This is a genomic window from Nocardioides sp. 31GB23 (genome assembly GCF_040012395.1).
In the GTDB taxonomy this organism is placed as follows: Bacteria; Actinomycetota; Actinomycetes; order Propionibacteriales; family Nocardioidaceae; genus Nocardioides; species Nocardioides salarius.
Genome location: NZ_JBDYKJ010000039.1, coordinates 12974 through 35503, shown reverse-complemented (window position 1 = coordinate 35503; position 22530 = coordinate 12974). Strand labels below are relative to the sequence as shown.

General features: G+C 74.0%; 22 protein-coding genes and 1 riboswitch. Of the genes, 19 read left to right on the top strand and 3 right to left on the bottom strand.

Annotation, left to right across the window (positions count from 1 at the left end):
- Positions 1-28 precede the first annotated feature (28 nt).
- Entirely contained in the window at positions 29-1147 is a 1119-nt protein-coding gene (locus ABKW28_RS13715; RefSeq protein WP_348610528.1) for an MBL fold metallo-hydrolase, read from the top strand.
- Positions 1148-1300: 153 nt separating this feature from the next.
- Here ABKW28_RS13715 and ABKW28_RS13710 read toward each other — a convergent pair whose 3' ends face one another.
- Entirely contained in the window at positions 1301-1741 is a 441-nt protein-coding gene (locus tag ABKW28_RS13710) for a GNAT family N-acetyltransferase (protein ID WP_193669956.1), read from the bottom strand.
- A complete protein-coding gene (locus ABKW28_RS13705) occupies positions 1738-2667 on the bottom strand; it encodes an alpha/beta hydrolase (protein WP_348610526.1) in 930 nt (309 codons plus the stop codon). The genes ABKW28_RS13710 and ABKW28_RS13705 overlap by 4 nt, the downstream gene beginning before the upstream one ends.
- A 99-nt stretch (positions 2668-2766) precedes the next feature.
- Positions 2767-2888: riboswitch (TPP riboswitch) on the top strand.
- Here ABKW28_RS13705 and ABKW28_RS13700 point away from each other — a divergent pair.
- From ABKW28_RS13700 to ABKW28_RS13680, 5 genes are all read left to right on the top strand, one after another.
- Entirely contained in the window at positions 2878-3972 is a 1095-nt protein-coding gene (locus tag ABKW28_RS13700) for a thiamine ABC transporter substrate-binding protein (protein ID WP_348610523.1), read from the top strand. (Overlaps the previous riboswitch by 11 nt.)
- Positions 3972-5630, top strand: a complete 1659-nt coding sequence (locus ABKW28_RS13695) for an ABC transporter permease subunit (RefSeq protein WP_193670026.1) — start codon at positions 3972-3974, stop codon at positions 5628-5630. Before ABKW28_RS13700 ends, ABKW28_RS13695 begins: the two co-directional genes overlap by 1 nt.
- The gene (locus tag ABKW28_RS13690; RefSeq protein WP_348610520.1) at positions 5630-6664 is read left to right on the top strand and encodes an ABC transporter ATP-binding protein; all 1035 of its coding nucleotides are present in this window, start codon (positions 5630-5632) and stop codon (positions 6662-6664) included. Before ABKW28_RS13695 ends, ABKW28_RS13690 begins: the two co-directional genes overlap by 1 nt.
- 25 nt (positions 6665-6689) lie before the next feature.
- Positions 6690-7736 (top strand): phosphatase PAP2 family protein, encoded by a 1047-nt coding sequence (locus tag ABKW28_RS13685; protein WP_307822873.1) that lies wholly within the window; start codon positions 6690-6692, stop codon positions 7734-7736.
- 35 nt (positions 7737-7771) lie between these two features.
- A complete protein-coding gene (locus tag ABKW28_RS13680; RefSeq protein WP_348610518.1) occupies positions 7772-9820 on the top strand; it encodes an acyl-CoA dehydrogenase in 2049 nt (682 codons plus the stop codon).
- A 117-nt stretch (positions 9821-9937) separates the two neighbouring features.
- On the opposite strand, the gene ABKW28_RS13675 is transcribed toward ABKW28_RS13680, so the two are convergent.
- A complete protein-coding gene (locus ABKW28_RS13675; protein WP_193670023.1) occupies positions 9938-10426 on the bottom strand; it encodes an inorganic diphosphatase in 489 nt (162 codons plus the stop codon).
- Between the two features lie 127 nt (positions 10427-10553).
- Here ABKW28_RS13675 and dacB point away from each other — a divergent pair, with 127 nt between their 5' ends.
- From dacB to ABKW28_RS13610, 13 genes are all read left to right on the top strand, one after another.
- On the top strand, positions 10554-12068 hold the full coding sequence (dacB, locus tag ABKW28_RS13670; RefSeq protein WP_348610516.1) for a D-alanyl-D-alanine carboxypeptidase/D-alanyl-D-alanine-endopeptidase: 1515 nt from the start codon (positions 10554-10556) through the stop codon (positions 12066-12068).
- 13 nt (positions 12069-12081) lie between these two features.
- Entirely contained in the window at positions 12082-13134 is a 1053-nt protein-coding gene (locus ABKW28_RS13665) for a zinc-dependent metalloprotease (protein WP_348610514.1), read from the top strand.
- Between the two features lie 7 nt (positions 13135-13141).
- Positions 13142-14122 carry a tRNA lysidine(34) synthetase TilS gene (gene tilS, locus ABKW28_RS13660; RefSeq protein ID WP_348610510.1) on the top strand — a complete coding sequence of 327 codons (981 nt, stop codon included), beginning with the start codon at positions 13142-13144 and terminating at the stop codon, positions 14120-14122.
- Between the two features lie 68 nt (positions 14123-14190).
- Positions 14191-14940: a hypothetical protein gene (locus tag ABKW28_RS13655; RefSeq protein WP_348610507.1), complete on the top strand. Its 750-nt coding sequence runs from the start codon at positions 14191-14193 to the stop codon at positions 14938-14940.
- 38 nt (positions 14941-14978) lie between these two features.
- Entirely contained in the window at positions 14979-15530 is a 552-nt protein-coding gene (gene hpt / locus ABKW28_RS13650; protein WP_341231244.1) for a hypoxanthine phosphoribosyltransferase, read from the top strand.
- Between the two features lie 69 nt (positions 15531-15599).
- A complete protein-coding gene (gene ftsH, locus ABKW28_RS13645; protein ID WP_193669947.1) occupies positions 15600-17696 on the top strand; it encodes an ATP-dependent zinc metalloprotease FtsH in 2097 nt (698 codons plus the stop codon).
- Complete coding sequence (folE, locus tag ABKW28_RS13640) at positions 17693-18316, top strand: GTP cyclohydrolase I FolE (RefSeq protein WP_193669946.1); 624 nt, start codon at positions 17693-17695, stop codon at positions 18314-18316. The genes ftsH and folE overlap by 4 nt, the downstream gene beginning before the upstream one ends.
- Before the next feature lie 29 nt (positions 18317-18345).
- On the top strand, positions 18346-19212 hold the full coding sequence (gene folP, locus ABKW28_RS13635) for a dihydropteroate synthase (protein WP_348610538.1): 867 nt from the start codon (positions 18346-18348) through the stop codon (positions 19210-19212).
- Positions 19209-19580, top strand: a complete 372-nt coding sequence (folB, locus tag ABKW28_RS13630; RefSeq protein ID WP_341231203.1) for a dihydroneopterin aldolase — start codon at positions 19209-19211, stop codon at positions 19578-19580. Before folP ends, folB begins: the two co-directional genes overlap by 4 nt.
- Positions 19577-20146, top strand: coding sequence for a 2-amino-4-hydroxy-6-hydroxymethyldihydropteridine diphosphokinase (gene folK, locus ABKW28_RS13625; protein WP_348610504.1), 570 nt, complete (start codon positions 19577-19579; stop codon positions 20144-20146). The genes folB and folK overlap by 4 nt, the downstream gene beginning before the upstream one ends.
- The gene (locus tag ABKW28_RS13620) at positions 20143-20640 is read left to right on the top strand and encodes a DUF3180 domain-containing protein (protein WP_348610501.1); all 498 of its coding nucleotides are present in this window, start codon (positions 20143-20145) and stop codon (positions 20638-20640) included. The genes folK and ABKW28_RS13620 overlap by 4 nt, the downstream gene beginning before the upstream one ends.
- 9 nt (positions 20641-20649) lie before the next feature.
- Positions 20650-21291, top strand: coding sequence for a hypothetical protein (locus tag ABKW28_RS13615; protein ID WP_348610498.1), 642 nt, complete (start codon positions 20650-20652; stop codon positions 21289-21291).
- Between the two features lie 30 nt (positions 21292-21321).
- Entirely contained in the window at positions 21322-22524 is a 1203-nt protein-coding gene (locus ABKW28_RS13610) for a GNAT family N-acetyltransferase (protein ID WP_193669941.1), read from the top strand.
- Positions 22525-22530 lie beyond the last annotated feature (6 nt).

Below are 22530 nucleotides of genomic sequence, written 5' to 3'. Positions count from 1 at the left end.
CCCGGGGGCGGGGCCTAGGGTCGGTCGGGTGACCGCGTCAACCAGTTCTCCCCAGCCCGACCAGCAGCCCGACAAGCAGCCCGGCCGGCCCCCGCGCGGCGGCACGCCCACGGCGTACGCTGTCTCGCCCGACTCCGGCGAGCACTGGACCGTCGAGGGCGCCTGGGAGGTCGCGCCCGGCATCCACCGGATCCCGCTGCCGCTGCCGATGGACGGGCTCAAGGCGATCAACGTCTACACGATCGAGACCGACGACGGGCTGACCCTGGTCGACGGCGGCTGGGCGATCCCCGAGGCGCGCGAGCTGCTCGACCGGTGCCTGAAGGGGATCGGGGCCGGCTTCGGCGACATCAAGCGGTTCCTGGTCACCCACGTGCACCGCGACCACTTCACGATGGCCACCGTGCTGGGCCGCGAGCTCGGCGTCGACGTGGCGCTCGGGGCCGATGAGAAGCCCGCGCTCGACCTGCTCAACAACGCCGGCGACCTCACCGAGAACCCGTTCGCGGCGGTGCTGCGCTCGGCCGGCGCCCACGACGTCGCCGAGGTGTGGCTCGGTGTCGGCGAGGACGACCCCGACCTGACGCAGTGGCAGTACCCCACCACCTGGCTCGACGGCGACCAGCGCATCGCGGTCGGCGCCCGGGTGCTCGACGCCGTGCACACACCGGGCCACACCCCCGGCCACTACGTCTTCGCCGAGGCCGACGCGGGCCTGCTCTTCGCCGGCGACCACGTGCTGCCCACGATCACCCCGTCGATCGGCTTCACGGTGCCCCCGATGGACCAGCCGCTGGGCCACTTCATGGCCTCGCTGACCCGGGTGCGCTCGCTGCCCGACCTGCGGGTGCTGCCGGCCCACGGCCCGGTCTCGCCGTCGACCCACGCCCGCGTCGACGAGCTGCTGGCCTTCCACGAGGACCGGCTCGACCAGAGCCTCGCCGCCCTGGCGGGCGGACCCCTGACCAGCCACGACGTCGCCGGTCACCTCGGCTGGACCCGCCACGAGAAGGCCTACGACAGCCTCGACGTCTTCAGCCAGGGCATGGCCGCCATGGAGACCAAGGCCCACCTCGAGCTCCTGCACGCCCGCGGCCGGGTCGCCCGCGAGGAGACCGACGCGGGCGTCCTCTTCACCGCCACCTGACCCGTTGGTCGAGCAGTGACGAGCGCCAGCGAGGAGCGTCGCCGAGACCCGGCGAGCGGCCCACTCGCCGGGCGCCGGGTGGTTGCGGGGTCTCGTCGACGCTCGAGCCTTCGGCCCTCGCTGCTCGACCAACGGCGGTGCCCCGGCGGCGGGCTACGCGCCGTGGGGGAGGCGCATCGGCACGTGCGGGATGCCGTCCTCGAGGAACTCCGGGCCGTCGGGGATGAAGCCGAAGGTGGCGTACCAGCCGGTCAGTGGCGACTGGGCGTCGAGCACGACGTCGCGGTCGGGGCAGACGTCGAGGGCGGTGCGCACCAGCTGGTCGGCGAGCCCGCGGCCACGGGCGGCGGGGGCCAGCAGCACCCGCCCGACCCGCCAGGTGGTGGCGTCGTCGAGCACCCGCGCGTAGCCGACCAGCTCGCCGTCGTCGGTGAGCAGCACGTGGCGGGTGCCGGGCTCGGGGTCGCGGCCGTCGAGGTCGGGGTAGGCGCACTCCTGCTCGACGACGAAGACCTGCTGGCGCAGCCGCCACACGTCGTACGCCGCCGCGGCGTCGAGGGCGGCGAAGGGCTGGGCGCTGATGGCGAGGGTCATCGCAGGAACTCCAGGGTGGTGGCCCAGGCGCGGGCGGCCTCGGGGATGCCCGGCAGCAGCGGGTAGACGTGGATCGCGCCGGGCGCCTCGACGTAGGTCAGGTCCCACCCGGCATCGGCGGCGCGGTCGGCGAGGCGTCGGCAGGCCGGCACCAGCAGGTCGCGGGTGCCGCACAGCACCAGCGTCGGCGGCAGGTCGCCGAGCTCGCCGAGCGCGGGGGAGACCTCGGTGCGGGCCAGGTCGGCGTGGTCGTCGGGCGCGTCGTCGGGCACCCCGGCCCACCAGCGCGCGTAGAGCCGCAGCGACGAGGTGTGCAGCCACGGGTCGCGCCGGTCGAACCACGAGGTGGCCAGGCTCGAGGTGGTCAGGTCGACCCAGGGCGAGACCAGCAGCAACCGCTCGGGGCGCACCTGCCCCCGCTCGCGCAGCGCCTGGGCCAGCGCCAGGGCCAGCCCGCCGCCGGCGGAGTCGCCGCCCAGCAGCAGGCCGCCGAGCCCGGGGCCGGTGGCCCACCGCGTCACCAGCTCGGCCAGCGGCTCGAGCGAGTCGCGCCAGGTGTGCTCGGGGGCCAGTGGGTAGTCGGGCAGCAGCACGCGTACGCCGAGCGCGTCGGCCAGGCGGGCGGCGTACCGGACGTGCACGGGGTCGAGGGGCGAGACGAACCCGCCCCCGTGCAGCCAGACCAGGGTGCGGGCCGGGGAGGTGCCGCGCCGGGTCAGCACGTGCACGGGGAAGCCCGCGGAGTCGTCGACCTCGTGCTCGAAGCGCAGCCCGAAGGCCGGGACCGACCGGGTCGGCAGCCGGCGGTCGAGCCCGGCGTGGGAGGACTCCACCGAGGCGCGCTCGGCGGCGGGGTCGGTGACCGCGCCGGCGCCGCGCAGGCGCGGCACGACGAGGGCCAGCAGGTCGTGGCGCAGGCTCGGCATGCCGCCCATCCCACCATGCGCCCGCCCACCTGCACGGGCGGAGCCGACCGGGCAGCCGACCGGGGGCCGCGCCCCTCGACACCGCCGGATACCCTCGACGACGACAGACAGGGGAGCACCCGCCCGGCCCGGCCGGGGTGGTGCTGAGAGTGCGGACACGCCGCAGACCCTCCGAACCTGCTCCGGTTAAGACCGGCGAAGGGAGTCCAGATGCGACGCATGCGCATGCACATCCACCCGACGAGGACCGCGGTGGCCGCCGTCCTGGCGCTGGCCGTGAGCGGCTGCTCGCTGGTCGGCACGGGCGACGACGAGTCGGCCTCCGACCCGGCCGGGGGCGGTGACGAGGCGGGCGGCACCGTCGTGCTCGTCACCCACGACAGCTTCTACCTGCCCGAGGAGCTCGTGGCGGACTTCGAGCGCGAGAGCGGCTACGACCTCGAGCAGCGCGCCGGCGGCGACGCGGGCGCGCTGACCAGCCAGCTGGTGCTCAACACCGACAGCCCGATCGGCGACGTCGCCTTCGGCGTCGACAACACCTTCGGCTCCCGCGCCCTCGAGGCCGACGTCTTCGAGCCGACCGACCTCGAGACCCCCGCCGGGGTCGAGGAGAACGCGCTGCCCGGCGACGACGAGGGCGCCCTGGTCGCCGTCGACACCGGCAACGTGTGCGTCAACGTCGACACCACCTGGTTCGCCGAGCGCGACCTCGATGCGCCCGAGACCCTCGACGACCTCACCGACCCGGCCTACGAGGGCCTCTTCGTCACCCCCGGCGCCACCACCAGCTCGCCCGGCTTCGCGTTCCTGCTCACCACGATCGCGGCGTACGGCGACGACTGGCAGGACTACTGGGAGGACCTGCTCGACAACGACGCCAAGGTCGTCAAGGGCTGGGAGGACGCCTACCAGGTCGACTTCACCCAGGGCGGTGGCAAGGGCGACCGGCCGGTCGTGACCTCCTACGACTCCTCGCCCGCCTTCACCGTCGACGGCGAGGGTGGCACGACGACCCGGGCGCTGCTCGACACCTGCTACGAGCAGGTCGAGTACGCCGGCGTGCTGCGCGGCGCCGACAACCCCGAGGGCGCCCGCACGGTCGTCGAGTGGCTGGTCTCGCCCGCGGTGCAGGAGGCGCTGCCCTCGTCGATGTACGTCTACCCGGCCGTCGAGGGCACCGAGCTGCCCGCGGAGTGGGCCGACCTCACCGAGCGTCCCTCCGACCCCTGGTCGGTGGACCCCGACGAGATCGACGCGAACCGCGACGAGTGGCTGCGGGAGTGGAACGAGCTGGTCAGCCGCTGATGACCACCCCGCGCCGCCTGCTCGGCCTGGTCGCGCTGGCCGGGCTGCCGCTGGCGGTGCTCGGGGTGTTCTTCGTGCTGCCCGTCTCGGGCATGGTCGCGCGCGGCTTCGTCACCGACGGCGACCTCGACGTCGGCGGGGTGCTCGAGGTGCTCACCCGGGCCCGCACCGGCCGGGTGCTGTGGTTCACGGTGTGGTCCTCGGCGGTGGCCACCGTGCTGGCGGTGGTCCTCGGGCTGCCCGCCGCGTACGCCCTGCACCGGCTGCGCTGGCCGGGTCGCCGCGCGGTGCGGGCGGCGCTGCTGGTGCCGTTCGTGCTGCCGACCGTGGTGGTCGGCGTCGCCTTCCGCCAGCTGCTGGGGGAGTCGGGCCCGGTGGTCGCCCTCACCGGCGGCCGGGTCGACCTCGACGGCACCGCCGCCGGCATCGTCGCGGGCCTGGTCTTCTTCAACGTCGCCGTGGTGATCCGCGGCGTCGGCGCCGCCTGGGAGGGCCTCGACGCCCGACCCGGGGAGGCCGCGGCCGCGCTGGGCGCCTCCCCGGCCCAGGTCTTCCGCACCGTGACCTGGCCGATGCTGCGCCCGGCGGTGGTCTCCTCGGCCAGCGTCGTCTTCCTCTTCTGCGCCACCGCCTTCGGCGTCGTGCTCACCCTCGGCGGGCTGCGCTACTCCTCGGTGGAGACCGAGATCTACCTGCTCACCACCGAGCTGCTCGACCTGCAGGCCGCCGCGGCGCTGTCGGTGCTGCAGCTGGTCGCCGTGGTGGCGCTGCTGGTCGTGGCCGGTCGCCTGCGCGCCGTGCCCGACCCGACCCTGGCGCGCAGCACCGCGCGGCCGCACCGGCCCCGGCGCAGCGACGTGCCCCAGCTGGTGGCGACGGCGCTGCTGCTGGTGCTGGTCGCGGCCCCGGTCGCCACCCTGGTCGTCGGCTCGCTGCGCGTCGACGGCGCGTGGTCGCTGGCCTACTACCGCGCCCTGGGCGGCGGCGCCGAGCTGCAGGCGCTCCCGGTGCCGGTGACCGGGGCACTGGTCACCTCGCTGCGCACCGCCGTCGACGCCACCTGGATGGCGCTGCTGCTCGGCGGGCTGATCGCCGTCGTGCTGACCCGCCGCTCGCGCAGCCGCTCCGAGCGCCGGGTGCGCTCGGTGCTCGACGGGCTCTTCATGCTGCCGCTGGGCGTCTCGGCGGTGACCCTGGGCTTCGGCTTCTTCATCACCCTCGACTCCCCGCCGCTCGACCTGCGCGAGTCGCCGGTGCTGGTGCCGCTGGCCCAGGCGCTGGTGGCGATGCCGCTGGTGGTGCGCACCCTGGTGCCGGTGCTGGCCGGCGTCGACGACCGGCAGCGCCAGGCCGCGGCCTCCCTGGGCGCCGGCCCGCTGCGCGCCATGGCCACCGCCGACCTGCCGGTGGTGTGGCGTCCGCTGCTGGCCGCCTCGGGCTTCGCGTTCGCGATCTCGCTGGGCGAGTTCGGCGCCACCTCGTTCCTGGCCCGCCCCTCCGACCCCACGCTGCCGGTGCTGATCTTCCGGCTCATCGGCCGCCCCGGCGAGCTCAGCTACGGCACCGCCCTGGCCGCCTCGGTGGTGCTGGCCGCCACTACCGCGGTCGTCGTGCTCGCCGTCGAGCGGCTGCGCGTGCCCTCTCTAGGAGCCTTCTGATGCTGTCCCTGACCGACGTCGACGTCTCCTACGACGGGGTGCCCGCGGTGCGCGGGGTCTCCCTCGACCTGCCCGACGGTCAGGTGCTGGCGGTGCTGGGCCCCTCGGGCTGCGGCAAGTCGACCCTGCTGCGCGCGGTCGCCGGGCTCGAGCCGAGCAGCGGGTCGATCCGTTGGGACGGCCACGACCTGGCCCGGGTGCCCACCCACAAGCGCGGCTTCGCGCTGATGTTCCAGGACGGCCAGCTCTTCGGCCACCTCAGCGTCGGGCGCAACGTCGGCTACGCGCTGCGCCTGCGCCGCACACCGGGCGCCGCGCAGCGCGTCGAGGAGCTGCTCGAGCTCGTCGGGCTCGAGGGGTACGCCGCCCGGCTGCCCGCGACCCTCTCGGGCGGCGAGCGGCAGCGGGTCGCGCTGGCCCGGGCGCTGGCCGTGCAGCCCCGGCTGCTGCTGCTCGACGAGCCGCTCTCGGCCCTCGACGCGGGGTTGCGCGAGCGGCTGGCCGGCGACCTGCGCGACATCCTGCGCCGCGCCGGCACCACCGCGCTGATGGTCACCCACGACCACGACGAGGCCTTCACCGTCGCCGACCGGCTCGCGGTGATGCGCGCCGGCCACCTGGTGCAGGAGGGCGGCATCGAGGAGGTCTGGCGCGCGCCGGTCGACACCGCCACCGCGCTCTTCCTGGGCTACGCGCGCGTGCTCGAGGGCGCGCCCGCCCGGCGGGTGCTGGCGGCCGCCGACCAGCGCCCCGGGGACGAGCAGCGTGCCGTCGCGGTCGCCGTACGCCGCTCGGCGCTGCAGGTGGCGGGCGACGGGCGGCTGGCCGGGACGCTGCGCTCGCTGCGCGCCACCCCCGAGCTGCAGCGCCTGGTCGTCGACGTCGACGAGGTGGGCGAGTGCGACGCCGTGGCCGGTCTCGACCGGCGCCTGGGTCCCGGCGACCGGGTGCGGCTGCGGGTCGACGCGACGCGCACGGCGGTGCTGCCCGAGGGGCTGCCCGAGGCGCTGCCCGGCGCGCCGGACGGCGCGTGAGCACCGTTCACTAGACTCCGACCCCGTGTACCGCCGCGCCTATGCCCTCCTCGTGGGCACCGCCCTCGCCATGGGCCTGTGGGCCATCATCACCGCGCTGATCCTCGACAAGCGGCTGGTCGACCCCGAGGGCAGCTTCCTGGGCCCGTCGTGGCTGCGGCTGCCGCTGCTGCTGACCGGGGCGCTGCTGCTCGACCTGCTGCCGCGCTCGCTGTGGTTCGGCAAGGGACACCCCGTGGCGATGGTGCAGGTGGCGCGCGAGCGGCTGCGCTCGCACTGGAACCGGGAGCGGCTCACGCTGGTGGTGCTGGGCATCGTCAGCTTCTACGTGACCTACGTCTGCTACCGCAACCTCAAGTCGTTCCTGCCGTTCATGATCGAGACGAAGTACGACCGCGAGCTGCACCTGCTCGACCGGGCGCTGTTCTTCGGCAACGACCCGGCGATCGTGCTGCACGGGCTGCTGGGCACCGACGTGGTGGCCTACCTGCTGTCCTACATCTACCTGTGGTTCCTGCCGCTGGTGCCGCTGGCGCTGACGGCCTGGCTGGTGTGGTCGCGCAACATGTCCTACGGCTACTGGTTCGTGACCTCGCAGTGCATCGCCTGGAGCCTCGGCACCCTCTCCTACTACGCGCTGCCGACGCTGGGCCCCGGCCTGGAGTACGTCTCGCTCTACGCCGACCTGGCCCAGACCCCCACCAACGACCTGATGGACTCGCTGGTCTCCTCGCGGCAGGGCGTGATCCTCGGCGGGCTGACCGGCCAGGTGCAGTCGGTCGCCGGGTTCGCCAGCCTGCACACCGCGATCACGCTGCTGGTGGCGCTGCTGGTGCAGTACACGCTGCGCTCGAAGGTGCTCAAGATCGTCTTCTGGGTCAACTTCGCCATCACCGTCGTGGCCACCCTCTACTTCGGCTGGCACTACGTGGCCGACGACCTGGCCGGCATCATGATCGCGCTGGTGGCCTTCTACGTCGGCGGCCTGGCCACCGGCCAGAAGTTCGACCACGGCGGGCTGGCCTCGCACCCCACGACCACGACGTCGAGGATCCCCGTCTCCAAGGACTGACCCCCTCACCCCTCCCCGCCCAGTAGCGTGGGGCCATGTCGACCGAGACACCTGCTCCCGTCCCGCCCGCCGAGACCAGGGAGGTCCCGGCACCGCCCGGCCCCGGGCCCGACCGGTCCGCCGAGGGCGCGGAGGCCCGCGCCGACGGCTACGTGCGGCCCGACGTCGACGTGGCGGCGCTGCAGCGGCTGCTCGACGGCCGCTACGCGGAGGTGCGCGACCTCGTGCGGCGCAACCTCGTCGAGAGCGCCGACATCCTCACCGACGCCGAGACGCTGAGCCGCGACGACTACCGCGACCGGGTCAGGGACCTCGTCGTCGAGATGGCCGCGACCGGCCAGACCGGGATGGGCTTCCCCACCGAGTACGGCGGCGGCGGCGACCTCGGCGCCTCCATCGCGGCCTTCGAGACCCTGGCCTTCGGCGACCTGTCGGTGCTGGTCAAGGTGGGGGTCCAGTTCGGGCTGTTCGGCGGGGCGATCCAGCAGCTCGGCACCGAGCGGCACCACCGGGAGTACCTGCCCCGGGTGGTCACCGGCGAGCTGCTCGGCTGCTTCGCGATGACCGAGACCGGGCACGGCTCCAACGTGCAGGCGCTCGGCACGGTCGCGACGTACGACGTCGAGACCGGCGAGTTCGTCATCACCACCACGACCGAGGACGCCGGCAAGGACTACATCGGCAACGCCGCCGCGCACGGCGAGGTCGCCGTCGTCTTCGCCCAGCTCGAGGTGGGCGGCGAGGGGCGCGGCGTGCACGCCTTCGTGGTGCCGATCCGGGTCGACGGGCAGCCCGCGCCCGGGGTGCGCATCGAGGACGACGGGCTGAAGATGGGCCTCAACGGCGTCGACAACGGCCGGCTGTGGTTCGACCACGTGCGGGTGCCGCGCGCGAGCCTGCTCAACCGCTTCGCCGACGTCACCGAGGCCGGCGTCTACGAGAGCCCCATCGAGAACCCCAACCGGCGCTTCTTCACGATGCTCGGCACCCTGGTCACCGGCCGGGTCAGCGTCGGCGCGGCCGGCATCAGCGCCAGCAAGGTCGCGCTCGCCGTGGCGGTCAAGTACGCCCTGCGGCGCCGCCAGTTCGAGGCCACCGACGACGAGCAGGAGGAGCTGCTGCTCGACTACGGGATGCACCAGCGCCGGCTGCTGCCGCTGCTGGCGCGCACCTACGCCCTGCACTTCGCCCAGGAGGAGCTCTCCGGGCAGCTGCACGACGTGCTGACGGGCCAGGTCGACGACGAGCAGACCAAGCGCGAGCTCGAGTCGCGCGCGGCCGGCACCAAGGCGCTCGGCACCTGGCACGCCACCCGCACCATCCAGGAGTGCCGCGAGGCGTGCGGCGGCGCCGGCTACCTGGCCGAGAACCGCTTCACCGCGCTCAAGGCCGACACCGACGTCTTCACCACCTTCGAGGGCGACAACCACGTGCTGCTGCAGCTGGTGGCCAAGGGCCTGCTGACCGACTACGCCAGCGAGTTCGAGGACATGGACCAGCTGGGCATGGCCCGCTTCGTGGCCGGCCTCGCCGTCGAGACGGTCGTGGAGAAGACCCGGGTGCACCAGCTGCTGCAGCGGGTGCGCGACCTGCTGCCCGGCGGCGACGAGTGGGACCAGGAGGCCGGGCTGCTCGACCCCGACTACCAGCTCGCGATGCTGCGCTTCCGCGAGGAGCACATGATCAGCGGCGCCGCGCGCCGGCTCAAGCGCGGCATCGACCAGGGCATGCACCCCGGCGCCGTCTTCTCCCGGGTGCAGGACCACGTCATCGGCGCCGCCTCGGCGCACATGGAGCGCCTGGTGCTCGAGGCGTTCGTCGCCAAGACCCGTTCGCTGCCCGACGGCGACCAGAAGGTCGCCCTCATGCTGCTCTGCGACCTCCACGCGCTGTCGGCGATCGAGGCCGACCGGGCGTGGTTCATGGAGCACGGCCGGCTCTCCGCGCAGCGCTCCAAGGCGATCAGCCGTGAGGTGGCCTCGCTGTGCCGCAAGGTCCGCCCGCTCGCCAACGACCTCGTCGACGCCTTCGGGGTGCCCACCGAGATGGTGCGCGCGCCTGCGCTGGTGGGCGACCTGGGCTGAGGCCCGCCCGCGGGAGTTTTGTCGGGGACCCGACAAGACTCGCGCCGCCTGACCGAAGGTTCAGTCAGGCGGCGCGAGGTTCATCGGGGACCCGATGAACCTTCAGGCTGGTGCGGCTCAGTGGCCGTTGTTCTTGGCCCGCTCGAAGGAGGCGACGACCTCGGCCTCGGCCTCGGTGCGGCCCACCCACTCGGCGCCCTCGACGGACTTGCCGGGCTCGAGGTCCTTGTAGACCTCGAAGAAGTGCTGGATCTCGAGGCGGTCGAACTTCGAGACGTGGCTGATGTCGCGCAGGTGCTCCAGGCGCGGGTCGGCGGCGGGGACGCAGAGGACCTTGTCGTCGCCGCCGGCCTCGTCGGTCATCCGGAACATGCCGATCGCGCGGCACTTGATCAGGCAGCCCGGGAAGGTGGGCTGCTGCAGGATCACCAGGGCGTCGAGGGGGTCGCCGTCCTGGCCGAGGGTCTCCTCGATGTAGCCGTAGTCGGCGGGGTACTGGGTCGAGGTGAAGAGCGTCCGGTCCAGGCGCAGCCGGCCGGACTCGTGGTCGACCTCGTACTTGTTCCGCTCGCCCTTGGGGATCTCCACCAGTACGTCGAACTCCAGCACGTATTGCCTCCGCGTGTCGGTCCGGCACGAGGGCCGGTCGTCAAAAGTCATGTCGGGCCCCGTGGCGGAGCCGCCGACAGTCTCGCGCACAATGGCCCGAAACGTGAACGGGGAGGTGCGCCAGGTGGTCCGACGTGACCCACGCCACTCCTCGGCGACGACCCGTGGCGACGCCGGACGTGCCTCGACGTGGGCGGTGCTGCTGCTCGTCCTGGTGCTCGCGGCCGGCGCGGCCACCTGGCGCCTCGACCTCGTCGACCCGGCCCGCGAGCGCGTCGAGAGCCTCTACGAGCAGGTGCTGGGGGGCGAGGAGGAGCCCGACCCGCGCACCGACCCCGCCGCCGTGCCACCGCCCCCGGGGCTGAGCCTGCCCGCGCTGACCGACCCCGACCCGGTGGCCGACCCGGTCGATCCCGGGGCCGCCGGCGAGCCCAGCCCGACCGCCGTACGCCGGGTGCTCGAGCGGCGCCTGGGCGAGCAGCGGCTCGGCAGGCGGGTCAGCGTCGCGGTGGCCGGGGCGACCGGGGCGCCGGCGTACGCGGAGGGCGGGGCGCTGGTGCCGGCCTCGACCACCAAGCTGCTCACCTCGGTGGCCGCGCTCGAGACGATCGAGCCGGGCACCACCTTCGCCACGACCACGGTGCTGCGCGGCAACCGGCTGGTCGTCGTCGGCGGAGGCGACCCCTTCCTGATGCGCGAGCCCGACGCGCCGGGCACCACCAGCGTGCCGGCGCGCGCCGACATCACCACCCTGGCCCGGCTCAGCGCCGAGGAGCTCGGCGAGCGGGGGGTGCGCCGGGTGCGGGTCGGCTACGACGACACGCTCTTCTCGGGCCCGGCGTTCAACCCGCGCTGGCCCGACACCTACCGCGGCGACGTGGTCGCGCCGATCACCGCGCTGTGGGTCGACCAGGGCCGTCCCGAGACGGGCTACGGCCGCGTCGACGACCCGGCGGTGGTGGCCGCGCAGGTCTTCGCCGCGGCGCTGGCCGAGGCCGGCGTGCGCGTGCAGGGCTCGCCGTCGCCGGCCCGCGGGCGCGGCGACGAGGTCGCGGTGGTCGAGAGCGCGCCCGTCGACGACGTGGTCGACCGGCTGCTGCAGGTCAGCGACAACGAGGCGACCGAGGTGCTGCTGCGCCACGTCGGCCTGGCCACCGGCGGCGCCGGCAGCTTCGTCGACGGCGTCCGCGGCGTGGAGCGCACCCTCGAGCGGCTCGGGGTCCCCGCCCCGCGCCGCCTGTACGACGGCAGCGGGCTGTCGCGCGAGAACCTGGTCTCGCCCGCCACGCTGGTCGGCCTGCTCCAGGCGGTCGTCGGCGCCGACGAGGACGACCCGGTGCGCGCGGTGCTCGGCGGGCTGCCGGTGGCCGGCTTCAGCGGGTCGCTCACCTTCCGCTTCGACGACGCCCCGGCGGCTGCGGTCGGCGCGGTGCGGGCCAAGACCGGCACGCTCAGCGGGGTCAGCAGCCTGGCCGGCACCGTGGTGACCCGCGACGGCGTGCCCATGGTGTTCGCGCTGATGCTCGACCGGGTCGGCGCGGCCGACGAGGGGTTCGCCCAGGCGGCGCTCGACAGCGCCGCGGCCGCCCTGGGGGCCTGCCGGTGCGCGCGGGGTGGGTCGGGCGCTGGCGGCGGGTGAGTAGGTTCGACGCATGACGAGCCCTCCGCAGATCATCGACTGGGACCTCGCCGTCCGCCTCGGGACCAAGCTGGCCGGCGACGGCCCGGTGGTGGAGCGCGACGAGGCCGCGCGTGCCGTGGAGGAGCTGCGCGCCGGGGCGCACCGCTCGACGCCGCTGGTCGCCGAGTTCACCGGCCTGCACGCCGACGCCGACACCGCGCCGGTGCTGGTGGTCGACCGGGGCGGGTGGGTGCAGGCCAACGCCGACGCCTTCAGCACCGTGCTGGCGCCGATGGTGGCCAAGCTGGTGGAGAAGAAGCCGCCGAGCGGGGTCTCGCTGGCGGTGGGCTCGCGGATCACCGGCGCCGAGGTGGGCGGGCTGCTGGGCTTCCTGGCCGGCAAGGTGCTGGGCCAGTTCGACCCCTTCCACGACCCCGCCGGCCGGCTGCTGCTGGTCGCGCCCAACGTGGTGCAGGTCGAGCGCGAGCTCGGCGTCGACCCGAGCGACTTCCGGCTGTGGGTGTGCCTGCACGAGGAGACCCACCGGGTGCAGTTCACGGCGGTGCCGTGGATGCGCGACCACATCTTCTCGCTGGTCGAGCAGCTCAGCGCGACGATGGACGGTGCGAGCCTGCTCGAGGACGGGTTCGCCCGGGTCAAGGCCGCCGTCAGCGGCGCGGGCGGCCCAGGCGGCCCAGGCGGGTCCGGCAGCCTGGTCGAGATGTTCAGCACCCCCGAGCAGCGCGACCTGATGGACCAGGCGACCGGCGTGATGTCGCTGCTCGAGGGTCACGCCGACGTCGTCATGGACGGCGTCGGGCCCGAGGTGATCGGCTCGGTCGAGGCGATCCGCTCGAAGTTCGACGAGCGCCGCAAGGGCGCCGGCACCCTCGACCGGCTGGTGCGCCGGCTGCTGGGCCTCGACGCCAAGATGGCGCAGTACCGCGACGGTGCGGCGTTCGTGCGGGCGGTCGTCGACAAGGTCGGGATGAGCGAGTTCAACGCCGTCTTCGCCGGCCCGGAGCACCTGCCCAGCAAGGCCGAGATCCACGACCCGCAGGCCTGGGTCGCGCGCGTCCTGTGAGGCCGGCGTGAAGCTGCACCCGTCGGTCGCGGCGGTGCGGGTCGCGGTGCGCCGCGACCTCGACGACCTCGACCCCGGCGACACGGTGGTCGTGGCCTGCTCGGGTGGGCCCGACTCGCTGGCGCTGCTGGCCGCGACCGTGCACGAGGCCCGCGCCGGGGGGTGGCGGGTGGTCGGAGCGACCGTCGACCACGGCCTGCAGGAGGGCTCGGCCGAGCACGCCGAGCGGGTCGTCGCGCAGATGGGCGCGATGGGCGCCGACGAGACCCTGACCGCGCGGGTGCAGGTCGGCGCCGACGCGGGCATCGGGCCCGAGGCGGCCGCCCGCCGGGCCAGGTACGCCGTCCTCGAGCAGGTCGCCGACCACGTCGGGGCCGCGGCGGTGCTGCTGGGCCACACCCGTGACGACCAGGCCGAGACGGTGCTGCTGGGGCTGGCCCGCGGGTCGGGCGGACGCAGCCTGGCCGGGATGCGTCGGCGCTTCGACCGCTACCGCCGCCCGCTGCTCGACGTCTCGCGCGACGACACCGTCACCGCCTGCCAGGTCGAGGGCATCGAGACCTGGGACGACCCGCACAACCTCGACCCCGGCTTCGCCCGGGTCCGGGTGCGGCGCAGCGTGCTGCCGGTGCTCGAGGAGCAGCTCGGCCCCGGCATCGCGGCCACCCTCGCCCGCACCGCCGACCAGCTGCGCGCCGACTCCGACCTGCTCGACGACATCGCCGAGGCGACGTACGCCGACCTGGTCACCGCCGAGGGCGCCCTGCCCGTCGAGGCCCTCGAGGGTGTCCCCGACGCCCTGCGCCGCCGGGTGCTGCGCCTCGCCGCACTGGCCGCCGGTGCCCCCGCCGCCGAGCTCTTCCACGAGCACGTGCTCGCCCTCGACTCCCTCGTCACCCGCTGGCGCGGCCAGAAGTGGGTCGACCTGCCCGGTCACCTGCGCGGTGTGCGGCGCGAGGGCGCGCTCCGGGTGGAGTCGAGCAGGTAGGCGCCGGCTCGCGGGGGAACAGGGCCGAAACGCCTCCGCCCGCGCCGTCCCAGCCCCATACTCGGTGCATGCAGACCACGACCCTGCGTCGCGCAGGCATCGCCGCCGTCGCCACCGCCGCCCTGGTGGTGCCGCTCGCCCAGGCGACCGGCGCCGAGCGGCCCCCAGGCGCCCGCGCCCCGGCGGTGGGGGAGACCGGGCGCTCGATCATCCACGGCCAGGTCGTCGACTCGCGCACGGCCAGGCCGCTCGACGACGTCGAGGTCACCGCGTTGCGGGTGACCAAGCGCGAGGAGACGGTGGCGGCCACCGACCTCAGCTACGCCAGCCCCGACAACGAGATCGACCACGGCTACTTCGCCATGCACGTGCCGGCCGGCACCTACGCGGTGGTCCTGGCCCGCGCCGGCTACCGGCCGACCCGGGTCGACGTCGTCAAGGGCAGGGCCGACCGTGCCGGCCTCGGCGCACCGGTCGAGCTGGTCGCGCTGCCCCGCCCGTCGGTCACCCTCAGCTCCACGGCGGGCAAGGGGGGCCTGACGGTGCGGGCCGGTCGCCGCGTCGAGCTCGTCGCCCAGCTGGGGGGCAGGCGCGGGAGCATCCCCACCGGGCTGGTCTCGATGGCGCTCGACGGACCCGGGCGGGGTGTCGCCGCGACCACGGTGCTGCGCCGGCGCGACCGCGGCCGCCTCGTCGCCCAGCTGGGCCGGGTGCGCACCCCGGGCCGCTACGACGTCGACGTCGACTACGCCGGCGACGCCGCCCACCGCGCCACCTCGGGCACCTTCACCCTGCGCGTGGTGAGGAAGAAGGGGTAGCCGGGCCCGGCGTCCGCGCCCACCCTTAGGCTGCCTCCATGGACTCTGCCCACGTGGAGCACGACCTCGTCAACGTCCTCTTCACCGAGGAACAGATCCAGGACCGGCTCAAGGAGATGGCCGCCCAGATCGAGCAGGACTACGAGGGCGAGGAGCTCCTCATCGTCGGCATCCTGCGCGGTGCGGTGATGGTGATGGCCGACCTGGCCCGCTCCTTCACCCGCCACCTCGAGATGGACTGGATGGCGGTGAGCTCCTACGGCTCCGGCACCAAGTCCAGCGGCGTGGTGCGCATCCTCAAGGACCTCGACACCGACATCTCCGGGCGCCACGTGGTGATCGTCGACGAGATCATCGACACCGGCCTGACCCTGTCGTGGCTGACCTCCAACCTCACCAGCCGCAACCCGGCCAGCGTCGAGATCGCCACGCTGCTGCGCAAGCCCGAGGCGCTGCAGATGCCCGTCGACGTCAAGTACGTCGGCTGGGACATCCCCAACGAGTTCGTCGTCGGCTACGGCCTCGACTACCGCGAGAAGTACCGCAACCTTCGCGACATCGCCACCCTCGCCCCGCACGTCTACTCCTGAGCGCGACCCGGGCGCCGTCCCGGGCCCCCTCGATCACCAGTCGCCTGCGAGAATGAGCCTGACGCGGGCATGTACCGTCGTCGGTCCGTTCGACGTCTGAGACGAGAGAAGTCCGTGAAGCGCTTTGTCAAGGGTCCCTGGCTGTGGATCGTGGTCGCCGTGGTCGGCGTCCTGCTCGCCCTGCAGTTCCTGGCCCCCAGCAGCGGCGGGGACGAGATCCCCGCCTCCGAGATGGCCGCCTACATCGAGTCGGGCGAGGTCGAGGAGCTGACCTTCGTCGACGGCGACCAGGAGATCCGCGCGACCCTCGACGACGGCGTGCGCGAGGAGGGGGCCGAGGTCTTCTCCTACTGGGTGCAGGGCACCCAGCCGCGCCTCTACAACGCGGCGAGCATGCAGGTCAGCAACGGCGAGATCGAGGAGCTCAAGACCGAGATCTCGCGCCCGAGCGCGCTGAGCTCGTTCCTCTTCTCGTTCCTGCCGCTCATCATCATCTTCATCGTCTTCCTGTGGCTGCTCAACAACATGCAGGGCGGCGGCGGCCGCGGCGTGATGCAGTTCGGCAAGTCCAAGGCCAAGCTGATCTCCAAGGACATGCCCACCTCGACCTTCGCCGACGTCGCCGGGGCCAACGAGGCGATCGAGGAGCTCGGCGAGATCAAGGAGTTCCTCCAGGAGCCCGCCAAGTTCCAGGCCGTCGGCGCCAAGATCCCCAAGGGCGTGCTGCTCTACGGCCCCCCGGGCACCGGCAAGACCCTGCTCGCGCGCGCCGTCGCCGGCGAGGCGGGCGTGCCCTTCTACTCCATCTCCGGCTCCGACTTCGTCGAGATGTTCGTCGGTGTCGGCGCCTCGCGGGTGCGTGACCTCTTCGAGCAGGCCAAGGAGAACGCCCCGGCCATCGTCTTCATCGACGAGATCGACGCCGTGGGCCGGCACCGCGGCGCCGGCATGGGCGGCGGCCACGACGAGCGCGAGCAGACCCTCAACCAGCTGCTGGTCGAGATGGACGGCTTCGACGTGCGCGGCGGGGTCATCCTCATCGCCGCCACCAACCGTCCCGACGTCCTCGACCCGGCCCTGCTGCGGCCCGGGCGCTTCGACCGCCAGATCGGGGTCGACGCCCCTGACCTCGACGGGCGCCAGAAGATCCTCGAGGTCCACTCGCAGGGCAAGCCGATGGCTCCCGACATCGACCTGCGCTCCTACGCCCGTCGTACGCCCGGCTTCACCGGCGCCGACCTGGCCAACGTGCTCAACGAGGCCGCCCTGCTGACCGCGCGCAACGACGAGAAGCAGATCACCAACATCTCGCTCGACGAGGCCATCGACCGCGTGATCGCCGGCCCGCAGCGCAGCTCGCGCCTGATGAGCGAGAAGGAGAAGCTCATCACCGCCTACCACGAGGGCGGCCACGCCCTGGTCGCGGCGGCGCTGCCGGGCAACGACCCGGTCCACAAGATCACGATCCTGCCGCGTGGACGCGCGCTCGGCTACACGATGGTGCTGCCCGACGAGGACAAGTACTCCCAGCCGCGCTCGCAGATGCTCGACCAGCTGGCCTACATGCTCGGCGGCCGGGCGGCCGAGGAGCTGATCTTCCACGACCCGACCACCGGCGCCGGCAACGACATCGAGAAGGCCACCAACCTGGCCCGCGCGATGGTCACCCAGTACGGCATGACCGAGACCCTGGGCGCGATCAAGCTGGGCGACTCCAACTCCGAGCCGTTCCTGGGCCGCGACCTGGGCCACCAGCGCAACTACTCCGAGGACGTCGCCGCCAAGGTCGACCAGGAGACCAGGAACCTGCTGGCCGCCGCCCACCAGGAGGCCTTCGACATCCTGGAGGAGAACCGCGACGTGCTCGACTCGCTCGTGCTGGTGCTCCTCGACAAGGAGACGCTCGACAAGGAGCAGATCGCCGAGGTCTTCGAGCCGCTGCGCCGCCGCCAGGCGCGCCCGGCCTGGACCGGGTCGCCCCACCGCCGGCCCTCCGAGGTGCCCGCGGTCGAGGTCCCGCAGGAGATCCGCGACCGGGCTCGCGCCAACGGCAGCGACCGCGCCGGTGACGACGCCGGTGCCGGCGCCGTGGTGACGCCGCCGGGCTCCGGGGGCGACGTGCACGGCGGCCCTCCCACGCCCGGCGACGGCCAGTCGCGGCCGTGACCGACCCGATCACGCTCGCCGAGCGCGACCCGGCCGACGTGCCCGCCTTCGACCAGGCGCGGGCCGAGGCCGCGGTGCGCGAGCTGCTGCTGGCCATCGGGGAGGACCCCGACCGCGAGGGCCTGCTCGAGACGCCGGCCCGCGTGGCGCGGGCGTACGCCGAGGTCACCGCCGGGCTGCGGATGCGCGCCGAGGACGTCCTGACCACCACCTTCGACCTCGGCCACGACGAGATGGTGCTGGTGCGCGACATCGAGCTGTGGTCGATGTGCGAGCACCACCTGGTGCCGTTCACCGGGGTGGCGCACGTGGGCTACATCCCCGCCGAGAGCGGCAAGATCACCGGCATCTCCAAGCTCGCCCGCCTCGTCGACGTCTACGCCCAGCGACCCCAGGTCCAGGAGCGGCTGACCACCCAGGTGGTCGACGCGCTGATGACGATCCTCGAGGCGCGCGGCGCCGTCGTGGTCATCGAGGCCGAGCACCTGTGCATGACCATGCGCGGGGTCCGCAAGGCCGGCGCGCGCACCGTGACCTCGGCCGTGCGGGGCACGATGCTGACCGACCGGGCCACCCGCGCCGAGGCGATGGCCCTCATCCACGGCACCACCCGCCGCTGAGCCGTCCCCGAGGTGTTCCCGACGTGTCGATGATCCCCGCGCTGGCCGTGCCGCTGGGGCGCCCGCGCGTGATGGGCGTCGTCAACGTCACCCCCGACTCCTTCTCCGACGGCGGGCGGTACGCCGCCCCCGCCGACGCGGTCGCGCACGGCCTGGCGCTGCTCGAGCAGGGCGCCGACCTGCTCGACATCGGCGGGGAGTCCACCCGTCCCGGGGCGACCCGGCCGCTGGTCGCCGAGGAGCTGGCCCGCGTGGTGCCGGTGATCCGCGAGCTGACGGGCGCGGGGGCGCTCGTCTCGGTCGACACGATGCGCCACGAGGTCGCCGAGGCGGCCCTGGAGGCCGGTGCGGTCGTGGTCAACGACGTCTCCGGCGGACTGGCCGACCCGGCGGTGCTGGACGTGGTGGCCGACGCGGGTGCGACGTACGTGGCGATGCACTGGCGCGCCCACAGCGACCGGATGCGCGACTTCGCGGTCTACGACGACCCGGGCGGGGTGGTGGCCGCGGTCTGCCGCGAGCTCGAGGAGCGCGTCGAGGCGATCCGGGCGGCCGGCGTGGCCGACGACCGGATCGTGCTCGACCCCGGTCTGGGCTTCGCCAAGACCGCCGCCCACAGCTGGGAGCTGCTGCGCGACCTCGACCCGCTGCTCGCGATGGGGCACCGGCTGCTGGTGGGAGCCAGCCGCAAGACCTTCCTCGGCACCCTGCTCGCCGACGACGCCGGGCCGCGTCCGGTCGGCGAACGCGAGGCCGCCCACCTGGCGGTCGTGCTCGAGCTGGCCCGGGCCGGGGTGTGGGGGGTGCGGGTGCACGACGTACGGTCTGCTCGCGACGCGTTGGCCGCCCTGGCCGCGATGCGCACCGAGACGCCGTCGGAGGAGGGCCGCCCATGACCGACGAGATCGCCGTCCTGGGCGTCGAGTGCTTCGCCCACCACGGCGTCCTGGAGCACGAGAAGCGCGAGGGGCAGACCTTCGTGCTCGACCTCGCGCTTGGTGTCGACACCGCCCCGGCCGCCGCCTCGGACGACTTGCGCGACACCGTCGACTACGGAAGTCTCGTGACCGCGGTCAAGACCGCGGTGGAGCGCGAGCCGGTCGACCTGATCGAGACGCTGGCCCAGCGGGTCGCCGATGTCTGCTTGCAGGACGACCGTGTTGAATGGGCCCGGATCACGGTCCACAAGCCGCACGCCCCCATCAGCGCGACCTTCTCGGACGTCACGCTGACGATCACCCGGAGACGCGAGGACTCGACGTGACTGAGACGCCCAACCCGCACATCATCAACGCCGACACCCTCACCGGTGAGATGCGTCCGATCCGTCGCGCCGTGCTGGCGGTCGGCTCCAACCTGGGCGAGCGGATGGCCATGCTCCAGGGCGCGGTCAACGCGATCGCCGACACCCCCGACGTGTGGGTCACCGGCATCTCGCCGGTCTACGAGACCGAGCCGGTCGACTCCCCGGAGGACGCCCGTCCCTACCTCAACGCGGTGGTGCTCATCGACACCACGCTGGCGGCCAACCGCCTGATGGACCGGGCCCTGGCCATCGAGGACGCCTTCGAGCGCGAGCGCAGCGAGGTGCCCAACGCCCCGCGCACCCTCGACGTCGACCTGATCGTGGTCGGTGACCGCCGCAGCGACGAGCCGCACCTGCGCCTGCCCCACCCCCGCGCCGCCGAGCGCGCCTTCGTGCTCAAGCCGTGGTTCGACCTCGAGCCCGACGCGACCCTGCCCGGCCGCGGCCCGATCGCCGACCTGCTGGCCGAGACCGGCATCGAGGGCGTCACGCTGCGCGAGGACCTCACGCTCGCGGTCGAGTGAGCGACCCCGGCCGACCGGGTGAGCCCGACGGGCTGGGCGCGGGACGCCTGCGCCCCACCTCGTCCGCGGCGCTGACCGCCGCGATCGTGGTGGGCCTGGTGGCCGGCTGGCTGGCGCGACCCGTCACGATCGCCTGGCTCGGCTCGGCGCCGGTCGTCACCTGGGTGCAGCCGGTCCTGCTCGGCCTGCTTGCCCTCGTCGTCGGCGTCACCGCCCGGCACACCCACGCCGCGCTGCAGGTGCGCCACGAGCCGATGGAGGCGCACCGCGCGGTGAACCGGCTGGCCTTCGGCCGCGCCAGCGCGTACGTCGGCGCCCTCGTCGGCGCGGGGTACGCCGGCTACGCGCTGTCCTGGCTGGGCCTCAACGCCGAGCTGGCCGGCCAGCGGATGCTCTGGTCGGGCCTCGCGGCGCTGGCCGGTGTGGGCGTCGTCGCGTGCGGGCTGCTGCTCGAGCGCGCGTGTCGCGTCCCGGGAGACGACGCGGACGCCTAGCCTGGGCCCATGTCCTCTTCTGTCGCTGAAGCCACGCAGGCCACGCCGGTCACATCCGCCACGCGGGCCTCGCGGCGTCGCCAGCGCTCGACCCGCCTCACCGTCGCCACGGTGCTGCTGGTCCTCTCGGCCGTGCTCGTGCTGGGCGCGGTCGCCAGCGGCTCGGCGCTGCTCGTCACCGTCGCCGCCCTGGCCGCGGTGGTGCTCGGCGCCGCCGCCACCCGCATCACCCACGCCGAGCTGCTGCAGTCGCGCCGCGACGCCGCCCGCGACCGCGCCGAGCAGGCCCAGGCCTACCGCCGGATGGCCGAGACCCGCGCCGACGAGCACGCGGCCCGCGTGGCCGAGCTGACCAGCCGCCTCGAGGAGCGCGAGGGCGCCCTGGGCGACCTGCAGAGCGAGCTGGTCAAGACCCAGCGCAGCGCCGCCGACAGCGCCCGCCAGGTCGACGTGGCCCACCGCCGCAACGTCGACCTCGAGAAGGAGGGCCGCCTGCTGAGCCGCAGCCTGGAGTCGGCCGAGGAGCGCGCCGCCGACGCCATCGTGCGCGTCGCCGAGCTCGAGGCCGAGATCGACGTGCTGCGCGCCGAGATCGAGACCGTCACCGCCGCCTGGCGCACCGCCGAGGCCGGCGCCCGCCGCCGCGCCTGACCCGACCCGCCGAGCCGGCGCCAGTTCCTCGTGAGCCGGCGCCAGTTCCGCGACCGGCACCACCAGGCCCGAGCGGGCGAGGCGGCGTACGGCATCATGACCCCCGTGAACGACGAGGAGACGCTGCCCGACGAGAACCGCTTCGAGAGCGACCCGGGGGAGATCCTCGACGACCTGCCCCTGCCGGAGGGCTGGGAGGTCGGCACCCCCGACGCCGAGGACCGCTTCGAGGTCGCCCGGCTGACCCACCTGCTGCGCGCCCACGAGCGCCATGGGCGCGGCTGGGCCGGGGCCGGTGTCGACGACGTGCTGGTCGAGGTCTCCGAGCACGGCCTGCGCACCCGCGCCAACGTGGTGATCCGCGACCCCGAGGGCCACATCCAGGCCTGGGGCAGCGTCCACGACCGCGCCGGCGGCCGGATGCTCTACTCCCACATCGTCAGCCGCGAGCTGGCGCCGCCGATCGCGCGCAAGTGCTCCGACGCCCTCTTCGAGTGGGCCGCCGCACAGGCCCGCGCCGTCGGCGAGGCCCGCGGCCTGCCGACCCAGCAGATCGACACCGGCGCCTTCGAGGGCGACGAGCGCCAGTACGACTGGCTGACCCGCGCCGGCTTCCGCAAGGTGCGCACCTGGTGGCAGATGAACCGCCCCGTCGCCCCCGAGGAGCGCGACCTGGTGCCCGACAACGAGGAGTGGGAGGCGCGCGGCGTGCGCTTCCGCCTCGTCGACCGCGAGGGCCAGGGCCTGCCCGACGAGGCCGACCTGCGCGCCGTGCACGACGTGCTCGAGCAGTCCTTCACCGACCACTTCAACAACTTCGAGGAGTCCTACGCCGAGTTCCTGCACCGGCTGCGCGAGGACCCCGGGCACCGCTGGAACCACTGGTGGCTGGCCGAGATGGTCGAGGACGTCCCCGAGGGCCTGGAGGCCTCCGAGGAGGGCCGGCACCCGGCCGTCGGCGCGCTGATCGGCACCGTCTCGGAGAACGCCACCGGCCCCGATTCCTCCTACGTCTCCTACATCGGCGTCATCGAGGCCGCCCGCGGCCGCGGGGTCGCCAAGGGCCTGCTGCGCACGATCATCTGCGACGCCGCGCGGCGCGGCCGGGTCGGCGTGGGCCTCGAGGTCGACGCCGACTCCTCCACCAACGCCCACGAGCTCTACACCTCGATGGGCTGGCGCACGAAGTACGTGACGGAGTCCTGGCACCGCGACGTGCCGGTCGAGGGCTGAGGCGGC